The organism is Rhodoplanes sp. Z2-YC6860, from assembly GCF_001579845.1.
Lineage (GTDB): Bacteria > Pseudomonadota > Alphaproteobacteria > Rhizobiales > Xanthobacteraceae > Z2-YC6860.
Window position 1 is genome coordinate 3701395 of the sequence record NZ_CP007440.1, and the last position, 12993, is coordinate 3714387.

General features: G+C 63.7%; 13 protein-coding genes and 1 tRNA gene. 8 read left to right on the top strand and 6 right to left on the bottom strand.

Annotated elements, in window-relative coordinates; genetic code table 11:
• Positions 1 to 82: 82 nt before the first annotated feature.
• On the bottom strand, positions 83 to 1078 hold the full coding sequence (locus tag RHPLAN_RS16980) for a Bug family tripartite tricarboxylate transporter substrate binding protein (protein ID WP_198164995.1): 996 nt from the start codon (positions 1076 to 1078) through the stop codon (positions 83 to 85).
• A 132-nt stretch (positions 1079 to 1210) separates the two neighbouring features.
• Entirely contained in the window at positions 1211 to 1984 is a 774-nt protein-coding gene (locus tag RHPLAN_RS16985) for a MarR family winged helix-turn-helix transcriptional regulator (protein WP_237180162.1), read from the bottom strand.
• Between RHPLAN_RS16985 and RHPLAN_RS16990 the strand changes: the two genes are divergently transcribed.
• The 5 genes from RHPLAN_RS16990 (at position 1977) to RHPLAN_RS17010 (ending at position 7167) form a co-directional block, all read left to right on the top strand.
• The gene (locus RHPLAN_RS16990) at positions 1977 to 2945 is read left to right on the top strand and encodes a Bug family tripartite tricarboxylate transporter substrate binding protein (protein ID WP_198164997.1); all 969 of its coding nucleotides are present in this window, start codon (positions 1977 to 1979) and stop codon (positions 2943 to 2945) included. The two genes, RHPLAN_RS16985 and RHPLAN_RS16990, sit on opposite strands and share 8 nt — an antisense overlap.
• Positions 2946 to 2987: 42 nt before the next feature.
• Positions 2988 to 4157 (top strand): CaiB/BaiF CoA transferase family protein, encoded by a 1170-nt coding sequence (locus RHPLAN_RS16995; protein WP_068020125.1) that lies wholly within the window; start codon positions 2988 to 2990, stop codon positions 4155 to 4157.
• Between the two features lie 96 nt (positions 4158 to 4253).
• Positions 4254 to 5219, top strand: coding sequence for a Bug family tripartite tricarboxylate transporter substrate binding protein (locus RHPLAN_RS17000; RefSeq protein WP_198164999.1), 966 nt, complete (start codon positions 4254 to 4256; stop codon positions 5217 to 5219).
• Positions 5220 to 5237: 18 nt separating this feature from the next.
• Positions 5238 to 6614 (top strand): aromatic ring-hydroxylating oxygenase subunit alpha, encoded by a 1377-nt coding sequence (locus tag RHPLAN_RS17005; protein ID WP_068020130.1) that lies wholly within the window; start codon positions 5238 to 5240, stop codon positions 6612 to 6614.
• A gap of 4 nt (positions 6615 to 6618) precedes the next feature.
• Entirely contained in the window at positions 6619 to 7167 is a 549-nt protein-coding gene (locus RHPLAN_RS17010) for a 3-phenylpropionate/cinnamic acid dioxygenase subunit beta (protein WP_198165001.1), read from the top strand.
• 843 nt (positions 7168 to 8010) lie between these two features.
• On the opposite strand, the gene RHPLAN_RS17020 is transcribed toward RHPLAN_RS17010, so the two are convergent.
• The 4 genes from RHPLAN_RS17020 to RHPLAN_RS17035 form a co-directional block, all read right to left on the bottom strand.
• Entirely contained in the window at positions 8011 to 8304 is a 294-nt protein-coding gene (locus RHPLAN_RS17020) for a DUF930 domain-containing protein (protein WP_257730497.1), read from the bottom strand.
• A gap of 126 nt (positions 8305 to 8430) precedes the next feature.
• A tRNA-Val gene (locus RHPLAN_RS17025) sits at positions 8431 to 8505 on the bottom strand.
• Positions 8506 to 8638: 133 nt separating this feature from the next.
• Positions 8639 to 9196 carry a PEGA domain-containing protein gene (locus RHPLAN_RS17030; protein ID WP_068020138.1) on the bottom strand — a complete coding sequence of 186 codons (558 nt, stop codon included), beginning with the start codon at positions 9194 to 9196 and terminating at the stop codon, positions 8639 to 8641.
• A gap of 240 nt (positions 9197 to 9436) precedes the next feature.
• Positions 9437 to 10114 carry an HAD family hydrolase gene (locus RHPLAN_RS17035; RefSeq protein ID WP_068020140.1) on the bottom strand — a complete coding sequence of 226 codons (678 nt, stop codon included), beginning with the start codon at positions 10112 to 10114 and terminating at the stop codon, positions 9437 to 9439.
• A gap of 123 nt (positions 10115 to 10237) precedes the next feature.
• Here RHPLAN_RS17035 and rpiA point away from each other — a divergent pair, with 123 nt between their 5' ends.
• The 3 genes from rpiA to gor all read left to right on the top strand — a co-directional run bounded on the left by rpiA (position 10238) and on the right by gor (position 12942).
• The gene (gene rpiA, locus RHPLAN_RS17040) at positions 10238 to 10951 is read left to right on the top strand and encodes a ribose-5-phosphate isomerase RpiA (protein WP_068020142.1); all 714 of its coding nucleotides are present in this window, start codon (positions 10238 to 10240) and stop codon (positions 10949 to 10951) included.
• A 19-nt stretch (positions 10952 to 10970) separates the two neighbouring features.
• Positions 10971 to 11495, top strand: a complete 525-nt coding sequence (locus RHPLAN_RS17045) for a DUF2059 domain-containing protein (protein ID WP_068020143.1) — start codon at positions 10971 to 10973, stop codon at positions 11493 to 11495.
• Between the two features lie 61 nt (positions 11496 to 11556).
• The gene (gene gor / locus RHPLAN_RS17050; RefSeq protein WP_068020145.1) at positions 11557 to 12942 is read left to right on the top strand and encodes a glutathione-disulfide reductase; all 1386 of its coding nucleotides are present in this window, start codon (positions 11557 to 11559) and stop codon (positions 12940 to 12942) included.
• Positions 12943 to 12993 lie beyond the last annotated feature (51 nt).

Consider the following 12993-nt stretch of genomic DNA (forward strand, 5'->3'; position numbering starts at 1 on the left):
TCCATCCCCGACTGCAGCGTGCCCTCGCCAAGATTTTCTCCGGCGGTCCGCAAGAGACCGCCGGAATTTATTCGGCCGCCGGTTATTCCGGCTTTACGCCGGCCTTGGCCAACGCATCGTGCCAGTGCGCTGCTTCGCCCGCCACCTGGTCGCCCATGGCTTTCGGCGTGGTCCAGGCCGGATCGATCCCCTGCGCCTGCAGCTTTTCGATCACCGCTTTATCCTTGCTTGCTTTTTCGGCCGCGGCGTTGAGCTTGGCAATGATGGTGTCAGGCGTTCCGGCCGGTGCAACGAGGCCGAACCAGATGCCGTCGTTGACACCCTTCATCTCGATGCCGCTTTCCAGGAAGGTTGGAACATCGGGCAGGGCCGCGATACGGGCGCGTCCGGTGATGCCGAGAATCTTCAGCTTGCCCTGCTTGGCGAGCGCCGCCGTGGTGCTCGGGCCGGTGAAGACGCCGGACACATGGCCGCCGACCACATCGTTCACGACCAGAGCCGTGCCGCGATAAGGCACCAGCAGAATCTTGGCGTCGGTCGCCTGCAAGAAGGACAAGGCGCTGAGATAAGGCGGGGTCCCTATGCCCGAATGCCCGATCTTGATGTCTTCGGGATGCGCGTTGGCGTATTTGACCAGCTCCTGCACGTTCGCGACGGGAACATTCGTCGCCACGCCGAGCGTGTGGAAGGTCCGGCCCGTCAGGCTCACCGGGCGGAAGTCCTTCACCGGATCGTAGCCGGGTTTGAGCTGCGTGTTCGGCACAACGACGAAGGACGGCTCGACCGCCAGCAGCGTGTAGCCATCCGCATGCTGGCGCGCCGCATAGGCTGTGCCGAGCGCGGTTGCTGCGCCGGGCTTGTTTTCGATGATGATCGCCTTGCCAAGCTGGACTTCCATCGAGCTTGCGACAATGCGGGCGATCACGTCAGGCGGACCGCCTGGCGGATAGGGCACGACGACGGTGATTGGGCGGCTCGGATAGTCGTCCGCCGGCTGGGCCAATGCGGGCCCAAGGTTTGCCAGCAGCGCCAGGGATCCGGCGACAGCAGCAAGGAGTCGGGTGGTTCTGAGGTTCATTCTCGTCACAGCCTTTCGTTGTCGCGACGGACCATCTGCCGTCGCAGTGTCCCGGCGGCTGACTACCTTTATAACAAAGTTATATTGGGATGCACCTTGGGCCATGACTGCCGGCGACGAAGGGCCGCGTTGCTATTTTGCATCCATCGCCGGGAGCTCGAACAGCTGCAGGGAGCGGTCGGCGCTCTCGACCAGATCGACCATCTTGTGCCGCAGCAGTTCAAAGTCGGTGGCTGTCAGGCTTTCGAAAAGCATGTTGTTCACCGGCCGCTGAACCGCAGTCAGGCTTTGCAGCAGCCGCTCCGCCTTCGCCGTGATGGTCAGAATGACGCGCCGCCGGTCGCTGGGATTCTCCTCCTTGGCGACCAACTTCGACGTCACGAGCTTTGCGACTTCGATCGTCACGAACGCCGGGCTGAAATGCAGGTGCCGCGCTATTTCGTTGACGCCAATGATGTTTTTTTCCTGCTCGCGCGCGATGGCAATCAGGATCGTGTATTGCGTCCCCGACAGGCCGATGGCGTTGCCGAGCGCATTGCGCACCGCTTGAATGCGGGTCGCGAAGGCGAGCGTGTCGTGCACGAACTGCCGGAACAGGTCGTCGCTGCCGCGCACCAGAAGCTCCGGTCGCGAGACGGTATGAAATTTCCTGGGGTTCGGCCGGACCTTCCGGGACTTGCTCATTGCTGACGCCACCTGCCGTCGAATCATAATCATCATGCCCAAATAGCGCGCATCGGTCAGCATGCGCCGGTCTGACCTCAGCCCAAATTTTTCGTCATGCGAAAAGCAAGGAGGCGCAAATCGCCGCGGCCGGAGATCCGGAGCGGCGCCCTGTTGACGGGCATCGCAATATAACCGAAAAATACCTTTGCAACTAAACGAAATGGACAATTCGATGCGCATTCCGCGGTGGCCGTTGTTCGGTCTGGTCGACACGCTCGCGGCGATCGCGAGCCAGGCATGCGCCGACGAATTTCCGAGCCGGACGGTGCGCGTGCTGGTGCCTTACGCAGCAGGCGGGCCGAGCGATACCGGCGCGCGGCTGTTGTCTGTGCCATTCGGCAAGGCCCTCGGCTCCTCTGTCATTGTCGAGAACCGCGGCGGGGCGGGCGGGCTGACCGGCACCGAACAGGTGTTGCAGGCCGAGCCGGACGGCTACACGGTGCTGCTCGGCGCCGTCGGGCCGCTCGTCTACATCCCGGTGTCGCGGACCGTTCAGTATAGCGTCAAAGCCGATCTCATTCCGCTCGGCCTTATCTGGCAGTCGCCTCTGGTTCTTGTGATCAATCCCAAGCGAGGCATCAAAAGCGTCGCCGAGTTCGTAGCCTATGCCAAAGCCAATCCCGGCAAGCTCAGCGTTTCGTCGGCTGGGCTCGGGACCAACACGCATATGGCGAGCGAACTGTTCAAGCACGAGGCCGGCATCGATCTGCTGCACGTGCCCTATCGCGGCACCGGAGCGGCGCTGCCAGATCTTCTGTCGGGGCAGATCGATGCCACGATCTCGGACGTGGCCGTGATGGCGCCGTTGATCCGCGAGGGCAAGCTGATCCCGCTGGCCGTGACGGCGCCGCAGCGGTCGGCCCTGCTGCCCGACGTGCCGACCATGGCCGAAGGCGGCTTGCCGGGCGCGCAGACCGAGAACTGGTACGGTCTGCTCGTGCGCACTCAGACGCCGGCGCCTGTGGTCGCCAAGCTCAAGTCCGCGCTTTCAGAAGCCGTTGCAGCTCCGGAATTCCGCGCCGGTCTGGCCATCCAGGGCGCCGTGATCCGCGAACCGGGGACCGATGCATTCGCAGCCTTGATCGAGTCCGAAACCAAGCGCTGGACGCCGATCATTCGGGACAACAATATCAAGTTCTGATGCCCGTCCGCGGCGCGGGCTCCTCCAGGCGAGAAACCAATCATGAGCTTGCCACTGACGGGCATTCGCGTTGTCGAATTGACCACCATGATCACGGGACCGTTGGCGGGCATGATGCTCGCCGATCTCGGTGCGTCGGTGATCAAGGTGGAGAATCCGGAGCGCGGCGATCCGTTCCGGAGCTTCCGCGGCGGTCTCTATGGCGGGCATTTCATTGCCTACAACCGCAACAAGCAAAGCGTGACGCTGGATCTGCGATCGGCTGAAGGGCTGAAATCGTTTCTCGCCCTGATCCGGAAGAGCGACGTTCTGATCGACAATTTCCGGGCCGGGGTTCTCGACAGGCTGGGACTGTCCAGCGAGCGGCTGATGAAGGAGAACCCGCGTCTCATCCATGCGTCGATCACGGGGTTCGGTGCCACCGGACCGTATCGCGACAGACCAGCCTATGACGCCGTGGCCCAGGCATTGGGCGGCATGTCTTCGCTGTTCCTCGACCCGGAGCAGCCCCAGGTGCAGGGGCCGACGCTGTCGGACAACGTCACCGGCTTCTACACGGCTTATGCAGTGCTCGCGGCCTTGTTCGAGCGGGTGCAGACCGGCAAGGGCAGGCGGATCGAGACCAGCATGCTGGAGTCGACGATTGCCTTTGCGCCGGATGCGTTCGTCAACTTCAAGCGTCATGGCATCAAGGGCGCGCCGAGCACTCGTGCTGCCGTGTCGCAATCCTATGCGTTCCGTTGCGGCGACGGACGCCTGATCGCGGTTCACCTGTCATCGCAGCCGAAGTTCTGGGAAGGCCTGCTGAAAGCAATCGGCCGCGCCGATCTTGCTTCGAACGAGCTGTTCTCGACGCGGGAGAAGCGGATCGCGAATTACCATGCGCTCGGCGAGGCGCTCTCGAAGGTGTTCGCCACCCGGCCGCAGGAGGAATGGGGAACGCTGCTCGATCAAAACGACGTGCCGTTTGCTCCGGTCCTGGACATCGAAGAGGTCATGTCGGATCCGCAGATTCAGGAACTTGGAACCTTCTATCAGGTGAATCACCCGACCGAAGGCGAGGTGTGGGGCATCCATCCGCCCCTGCTGTTCGATGGCGAACGGCTGGGTCGGACATCGGCTCCGCCGACGCTTGGCGAACACACCAAAGAGGTCCTCGACGAACTGAAGCGCGAAGACGATGCGGCTCGGGACGCCAAGGCGGCAGGCTGAGTCGCCGCTGCGCAGTTGGCCCGATTGCTGCATTCGCTATCGCACATCGCTCGTGCATCGCCACCGCCCATGACAACGTTGCTCCACCGAGGTTCCATGAAACTTTCAAGATCAGCGATCGGTCTCGCGGTTGTTGCGATGCTCGGGCAGACGCCTGCATTCGCGGATGACTATCCGTCGCGCCCGATCAAGATCATCGCGCCGATCGCGGCCGGCGGGCCGAGCGACACGGCGGCGCGGCTCGTGGCGCAGACTTTGTCTCGCCACCTGGGCCAGAGCATCGTGGTTGAGAACCGCACCGGCGCCGGTGGTGTCGTTGGCACCGAAATCGCCGCCAGCGCTCCACCGGATGGATACACACTGCTGCTCAGCATCGCGGCGACCTTCACGGTGATCCCGCTTTCGAAGAAGGTCGGTTACGACCCTGAGAACGATTTCATCGCGCTGGGGCAGATCTGGCAGGCGCCGCAGGCCCTCGTCGTGAGGGCGAATTCTCCGTTCAACTCCGCCGCCGATCTGGTCAGCTACGCCAAGGCCAATCCCGGCAAGCTCACCTTCGGCTCGGCCGGCATCGGGACGACGACGCATCTTTCCATCGAGCTGCTCAAGCGCGACGCCGATATCGATGTGACGCACGTGCCCTATCGCGGCACCAGCCAGTCGGTTGCCGACATCATGGGCGGCACCATCGACGCGGCGTTCGGCGACGTGTCGAACGTCTCGCCGTTCGTCGAAGGCGGCAAGCTGAAAGCGCTTGCCACGACCGGCACCGAGCGCTCGGCGCTGATGCCGGACGTGCCGACCACGACCGAAGCCGGAATTCCCGGCGTGCGGACCGTGAACTGGTACGGCCTCCATGTTCAGGCCAAGGCGCCGCGAGAGATTCAGGACAAGCTCAAGGCCGCCGTGTTGGCGACGCAGAACGATCCGGGGTTCAAAGCCGCGCTGACCAAGAACGCGACGTCGACCGGGACCGTGGGCGCCGAGGCGTTCGACCGCATGATCCGCGAGGAGCGACAGCGGCTTGCGCCGGTGATACGTTCGCTCGGGCAGATTCAATAGATTCTGGGAGCTCTCGCGATGGACGTGCGCAGTCTCATCGACGTCAAGAACGGCACCGCGAGCCGCGAGATCTTCGTCGATCGCGACATCTACCGTCAGGAGCAGGAGCAGATCTTCGCCCGCGCCTGGCTGCTCGTCGGCCATGAGTGCCAGGTGCCGAATCCGGACGACTTTTACGTGTCGCGCATGGGCGAGGAGTCGGTGATCCTGACGCGCGATCGCCAGGGCAAGCTGCACGTCTTCCTCAACTCATGCCGCCATCGCGGCATGAAGCTTTGCCGTCACGACGAGGGCAACACCCGGGTTTTCAGCTGTCCGTATCACGCCTGGAGCTATTCGACCGACGGCGCGCTGGTCTCGACGCCCGGCGAGCTGTTCGGCGTGCCGGGCTACAAGAAATACTACCACGAGGAGCTCGACAAAAAAGAATGGGGCCTCGCGCCGGTCGCGCAGATGGTCAACTACCGCGGCACGATCTGGGCAACCTGGGACCGCAATGCCGCGCCGTTCGAGGACTATCTTGGCAGCATGCGGTTGTGGCTCGACTCGGCGCTCGATCATCGCGACGGCCGGGACGGCGGCTCGACGCTGCTGGTCGGCGTGCAGAAGTGGCGCATCAACTGCAACTGGAAATTCCCGGCGACCAATTTTGTCGGCGATGCCGCGCACGTCGTGGCGCACCGCTCGGTCGACATGGTCAACCTCAATCCGAGCGGCACCGAAGGCCGGAGGGATGAGCGGCCCGAGGGACACGCTGCGTTCGGCTGGCCCGATCTCGGTCATGGCGGCCTCGGCTTCGCTTCGCGCCCCGAAGAGGAATTTCCGCGGCCGGCGGCGTTCCAGAAATATCCGCACGTGGCGGAGTATCTGGCCAAGTCCGCGAAAGCCCATCAGGCGCGTCGCGCCGGGCGCATCCATCAGCAGGGCAAGGGCACGATCTTCCCGAACATGTCGTTCCACGAGGATCAGCCACGCACGATGATCGTGCATCATCCCAACGGACCGACGCAGACCGAGTTCTGGCGTTACTACCTGATCGATGCGGACGCGCCGGCCGAGGTCGTTGACACGCTGCGGCACTACTACATGACCTATTCGGGTCCCGGCGGGATGACCGAGCAGGACGATCTCGAGAACTGGGCCTCGGCCACTGAAGCGAGCCAGGGCGCGGTCGCGCGGCGCTTGCCGTACAATTACCAGCAGGGGCTGCGCTATTCGGTCCCGTACGAAGGCCTTCCGGGCGCGGTCTGGTGCGGCGAGCGGGTCACCGAACAGAACCAGCTGATCTGGCTCAAGCGCTGGGCCGAGTTCATGGAAGGGCGCGACTGGGATCAGTTGATGCGGCGCTCGCAGGTCGCGAACGACGTCGCGTTCCCGCTGAAGCTCGTGCGGTGATATCTTGAACGCAAGCCTGCCGAAGAGCTACGACGCGATCGCATTGCGCTACGAAGTCGAGGATTTCCTCAATCGCGAGGCCGACCTCGTCGACGAACGGAAGTTCGACGAATGGCTGACACTGTTCAGCGACGACCTGCAATACCGCATGCCGATCGTCCGCAACATCGCCGCGCCCAGCATCGCCCATGAATACCTGACAGGGCCGCTCGATATTTCGTGGTTCGACGAAGGCAAGGAAACGTTGGCCACGCGCGTGGCGCAGATCAAGACCGGCGTCCACTGGGCCGAGGAGCCGCTGTCGCGCACCTCGCATCTCGTCACCAACGTGCGGATCGTCAAAGCGGAGCCTTCCGTCGCCGATGCGCGCGAGGTCGAGGTGAGCTGCAAGTTTCTGGTCTATCGCAACCGCAACACCGACACCGAGGACACGTTGATCGGCCGCCGCGCCGATGTCCTGCGACGCAACGGCGATTCATGGCTGATTTGCCGCAGAACGCTCTACATCAATCAGAGTGTTCTGCTGGCGGGAAACTTGAGCTTCTTTGTGTAGCTGCCAAAGCGGCGCCCCGGATCGGCTAAAGGATCAACCGAAGGTGTGGACCGGCGAGGCCCTTGAGGTCCAGCTCGACAAGGGCCTTGCCGGGGGCGATAGGTGCTTCACTTCAGCCCGGCGCAATTGATGCGCCGCATGTTGACGGAATTGAGTCGTATCAAATGAAAGGCCCCGCCGTGGGGAGGCGGGGCCTTAAGTTTGAGCAAGCAAGTGGGCGGGAAAATCGCTTGCTCGTACTCGAATGCAACATTCCTGAAACCCGGACGATCTGACAGTGCACAAACGCACACCTTGGAACGCTCTCGGGAACGCTCTTGCTCGCAACGGGTGACTCCCGCCGTGATCTTTACCTCCGGGGACATCGGTGGGCGCAAAAACAAAAGCCCCGTGCGAGACGGGGCTCTGGGGTACGCATCACCTTGCCCCATGAACGGAGCATCGCCGCTTCAGGTTAAAAATTTGCAGCCGGAAATTGTTGCCGGGTGACGTCTCCGCGAAGGCGCGGCGCGTGTTTCGCCACGGCTGCAATAAACAGTTCCAGATTTTGGTGTCCCCGATTGCTGCGCCCTAAAAGCGCCTCATGCCGGAAGCAGGTTCAAGTTGCGGGCGCTGTGAAGCATTGCAGTATCATGTCTGGAAACGAGCGAATAAGCCGCCCTGCAAATCTCGTTGCTGAGTATCGAGCCCGGGCCGTTCGTTGCCGCGAAGATGCCAAACGCGCGCAAGTGTTCGAGCGGCGCTACGAGTTGGAAGCCGAAGCCGAACATCTCGAACAACTCGTCGAAGAGATGTCTGCTCCGTAAAGGTGAACTTCGAGCGGTCGCGGGCCTTAGTGGAAATTCAGCGCCAGAGTCCCAGTTCGGACCACTTCGTCTGAGGAATTTGCTTCCCGATTTTGTATTTGAATGCCGTGACGTGCAGATGGTCCGGCGTGCCTTTGCACACGAATGAAAGCTCGAACCACCTTCCGTCGGCGCGGAAGGCACCGCCATTCACGGTGAGCGTGTGGCCTTTGTGCTGAGGACGGACGGTGATGTCCGACTTCGCCCGGTCCGCAAATTTCCCCGTGTCCTGCTTGATGCGCTTCATGGCCTCGAAGTCGCAGATCTGTTCGAGCCTGGTATTCGGCTCCACATTGCGAAGGCTGTCGAGAAAGCGCTGGTCTTGTGCGTGAGCGGGTACTGTCAGCGAAAGGACGAGGAGAAGGGACGTTCGCAACCGGCCCTCACGAAGACTGTGAGTGATGTCGAAGGGGAAAGATGGTGGGCGTTGTAGGGATTGAACCTACGACCTCTCCCGTGTGAAGGGAACGCTCTCCCGCTGAGCTAAACGCCCGACCGGCCGTCCTTGTAGGGAGCCGGCGTGAGTGATGTCAAGGAAGCCGGTTGACGAACCGCAACGCGGCCGTGGTCTTCGACAAATCCCAAGGAACCGCCGCCCAGATCGCGTCCGGACGGCCATGCGCGGTCTACCGCGCCGGAGCGGGCGGCCAGGGCGAGGCGGGTGCTGCTTCCGGCGGTGGCGGCGAGGGCGCCATCGCCTGCGGCGTGGAGGTCTTCGGGGCTTGCGAGGTGGTGTTCCTCGGAGCCTGCGAGGTCGTCACGGGCTTCGGCCGCTGTTTCGGTTTCGGCTTGGCGGTCGCCACCGGCCCCGTCCGGCGTGGCGGCGGTGCGCCTGCCGGCGAAAGCTCGACGAACAGCGGATTGGGCACGAGTCGCGGCGCACCGGTCTCGCCTTCGGGGGTCGTTTCGGTCGAGGCGACGGTCCTCACAGGAACGGTCTGCGGCGCATAGCCGGGCAGCGTGAAGGTCACCGTGAACTGGTCCGCGGCCACCGCGAGCGAGCAGGGCGTCTGGCACGTCTGGCCGTTCGAGGTGCGCGCCTCGGCGCCGGCCGGCTCGGATTCGAACTGCATGGTGGTCGCCGACGGGGCGCCTTTGGGCAGGTCGAACTGCATCCAGCTCGGCATGCTCGAACAGGCGCTGAGGCCCAATCCGCATGCGGCAATGACGACGAACCGTTTCATGGTCGAACCCCACTCAGGCGGCCGCGAGGCCGCGTTACTCAATATCCGGAGCGGTGGCTGAAGGTGCGTAACCGTCCGTCCCCCCGCGGCGTGTCCCTGCGCCGCGACATCCGGCAGCCTTTGCGATATGGACCGGCCGGAAATGGTACTCCGCATCCACACTGCGCTGATTACAGTAAAATAAGGCTTAAAGAGGCCATTTTTAAGGGAATTCGCCGTTTTGCCGGGGCCTGCGAGGGGTCAGCGTGACGCCGAAGCCAGTTCCAGCACGGCCGGGACGAGCTGGTCATAGTGGCTGATGAGCCGGTCCGGGGTGAGCTTCTCCACCGGGATTTCGCTGTAGCCGAAGTCCACCGCCACAATCGGAACGCCAGCAGCGCGCGCGGTCGCAATGTCGGTCTCGCTGTCGCCCACCATGATGGAGCGCTCCATTGCGCCGCCTGCGGCGTGAATGGTCCGGCGCAGGATCTCCGGATCGGGCTTGTAGATGTTGAAGGTGTCCGGCCCGCAGATCGCCTCGAAGCGGTGGGTCATCTTCAGCGCTTCGAGCAGGAGCCTCGAAAGACCCTCGCGCTTGTTGGTGCAGACCGCAAAGCGGAAGCCGTGCCCGGCGAGCTGATCGAGGGCCGCGTCCAGCCCCGGGAACGGCCGCGAGCGGTCGGCGACATGCTCGCCGTAGTAGCGGATGAAATCGGCGAGCATGCGGTCCAGCTCGGCGCTGTCGACCGCGCGGCCTTCGAGACGGAGCCCGTTCTCGATCATCCGGCGCGCCCCGCCGCCGATCATGTTGCGCGCCTCGGCATAGGGAAGCTCCGGCAGGCTCTCGCGGCGAAACACCCAGTTCAGGGTGTCGACGAGGTCCGGCGCCGTCTCGACCAGGGTGCCGTCGAGATCGAAAATCACGGTGAGGGGCGGCATTGCTTTCCGGGTATCCGTTTCTGGGTATCTCTTGTTCTGGGTATCTCTTGGCCTGGCGGCTATCGCTTGCGAGGAAACGACGCTAGAGAAGCGGGCGGTTCCCTCATCTTTCAAGCGCGTTCAATGGACATCGAAGCGCAGAAACGTCAAGCCGCGGCCGTGGCGGTGGAGTGGGTGAAGCCCGGCATGAAGCTTGGGCTCGGCACCGGCTCCACGGCCAAGCATTTCGTCGAGTTGTTGGCGGAACGGGTGCACAAGGGCCTCAACGTCGTCGGCGTGCCGACTTCGGAGGTAACGCGGGCGTTGGCCGAAAAGGTCGGTGTGCCGCTGACCACGCTCGATGAGACGCCTGCGCTCGACATGACGATCGATGGCGCCGACGAGATCGGCCCGGACTTGAGCCTGATCAAGGGCGGGGGCGGGGCGCTGCTTCGCGAAAAGATCGTGGCCGCAGCCTCGACCCGCATGGTGGTGATCGCCGACGAGAGCAAATGGGTGACGGCGCTCGGCGCCTTCCCGCTGCCGATCGAGGTGATGCCGTTCGGGCTTGCCGCCACCAGGCGCGCCGTGGAGGCGGCCTGCGCGGCGGCCGGCTGCCCGGGGCCCTCGGCGGTGCGGCAGGGCAAGGATGGCCACGCTTTCGTCACGGACGGGGGGCACTGGATTCTCGACGCGCGGCTCGGGCGGATCCCCGACCCGGTAACGCTTTCCGCGAAATTGTCGCAGATCCCCGGGGTGGTGGAGCACGGCCTGTTCATCGGCATGGCGCAAGCCGCTATTCTGGCTGGACCTGCCGGCGCTCGCGTGGTCGAACGGCCTCAAAGAGCTCAGTCGTAGGGTTTAAGGGAGTTACCGCATGACATTCCGCCGAACCGTCCGGGCGCTCAGCGCCGTGGCCGTCCTCGCCATCGCGCTGTCCGGACCTGGCTTTGCCCAGCAGCCGGCGGCGCAGCCCAAGATCAGCCCGACCGCGATGCTGCTCGCCAAAGAGCTTGTCGACCTCAAGGGCGCCGCGGCGGCCTATGACCCGCTGGTCAACGGCGTGATCGAGTATCACAAGAACTTCTTCATACAGAACAACCCGAACCTCGCCAAGGATCTCGATCAGATAGCGCAAAAGCTCTCCGCAGATCTCGCTCCGCGCAAAGCCGAGATGCAGCAGGAGATCACCCGCATTTACGCCTCGCATTTCACCGAGCAGGAGCTGAAGGACGCGCTGGCGTTCTACAAATCGCCGCTCGGAAAGAAGCTCATTGCCGAAGAGCCCAAGGCGCTGGAAGAAACCTTGAAGGCGGCCGACGACTGGTCACGCAAATTTGCGGGTGAGGTCGACGCCAAATTCCGCGCCGAGATGCAAAAGCGCGGCAAGAACCTTATCTGACATCCCCCAAGTGCTATCAGCACCGCCGGTCGGGGCGGGCTAACCTCAGGGGCTTCGAGCCATGTCGGAAGAGGTCGATCTGTTCGTGATCGGAGCCGGATCGGGCGGCGTGCGCGCCGCCCGCATCGCGTCCGGTTATGGCGCCAGCGTCATGATCGCGGAGGAATTCCGCGTCGGCGGCACCTGCGTGATCCGCGGCTGCGTGCCGAAGAAGCTCTTGGTCTACGCGTCGCGCTTCCATGACGAGTTCGAGGACGCCAAGGGCTACGGCTGGACTCTGCATGAGCCGACCTTCGATTGGCCGACGCTCATCGCCAACAAGGACAAGGAAATCGCGCGCCTCGAGGCGGCCTACACGTCGAACCTCGATCGCTCGAAGGTGAAGGTCGTCAAAAGCCGCGCCGTGCTGGTCGAGCCGCACGCCGTCAAGCTTCTGGCCACCGGCGAGACCGTGCGCGCCAAGCACATCCTGATTGCGACCGGCGGCTGGCCGTCGGTCGGCAAGGACATCGAAGGCCACGAGCACGTCATCACCTCCAACGAAGCGCTGCATCTGACCGAGCTGCCCAAGCGCATCCTCATTCAGGGCGGCGGCTATATCGCGCTGGAGTTCGCCACGATCTTCAACGGGCTCGGCTCCGACGTCACCGTGGTCTATCGCGGCGACAACATCCTGCGCGGCTTCGACGAAGACGTGCGCGCGCATGTTCGCACCGAGCTCGAGAAGCGCGGCATCAAGATCATCACCAAGGCCATCGTCGAGGGCATCGAGAAGGTCGACCACGGCCTCTGCGTGCAGCTCTCCGACCATCATCAGCAGATCCTGGTCGACAAGGTGATGTTCGCGACCGGCCGGCGGCCGAACGTCAAGAACATCGGTCTCGAGGCAGCGGGCGTCGCGCTGAACGACAAGGGCGCGATCGCCGTCAACGAATATTCGCAGACCAACGTGCCGCACATCTACGCGGTGGGCGACGTCACCGACCGCATCGCGCTCACGCCGGTCGCGATCCGGGAGGGGCACTCCTTTGCCGACACCGTGTTCGGCGGCAGGCCGACCAAGGTCGATCACACCGACGTGCCGACGGCGGTCTTCACAGAGCCCGAGGTTGGCGTGGTCGGCCTGACTGAAGCTCAGGCCATCGAACGGTTTCCCAAGGTCGACATCTACAAGGCCACCTTCAAGCCGATGAAGGCCACGCTGTCCGGCCGCGACACCCGCATGCTGATGAAGCTGATCGTCGACGGCATGACCGACCGGGTGGTCGGCTGCCATATCGTCGGCGCCGATGCCGGCGAGATGATCCAGGTGGTCGGCATCGCGGTGAAGATGCGGGCCACCAAGGCCGACTTCGACGCCACCATGGCGCTGCATCCGAGCGCGGCCGAAGAGCTCGTGACGATGCGGACGAAGTTCGCCACCCGTGTCCGCGAAGCGGCCGAATAGATCTACGCGCGGCAGAATAGGTTTGTGGTCAGGGACTTGGCGGCGTTTTCG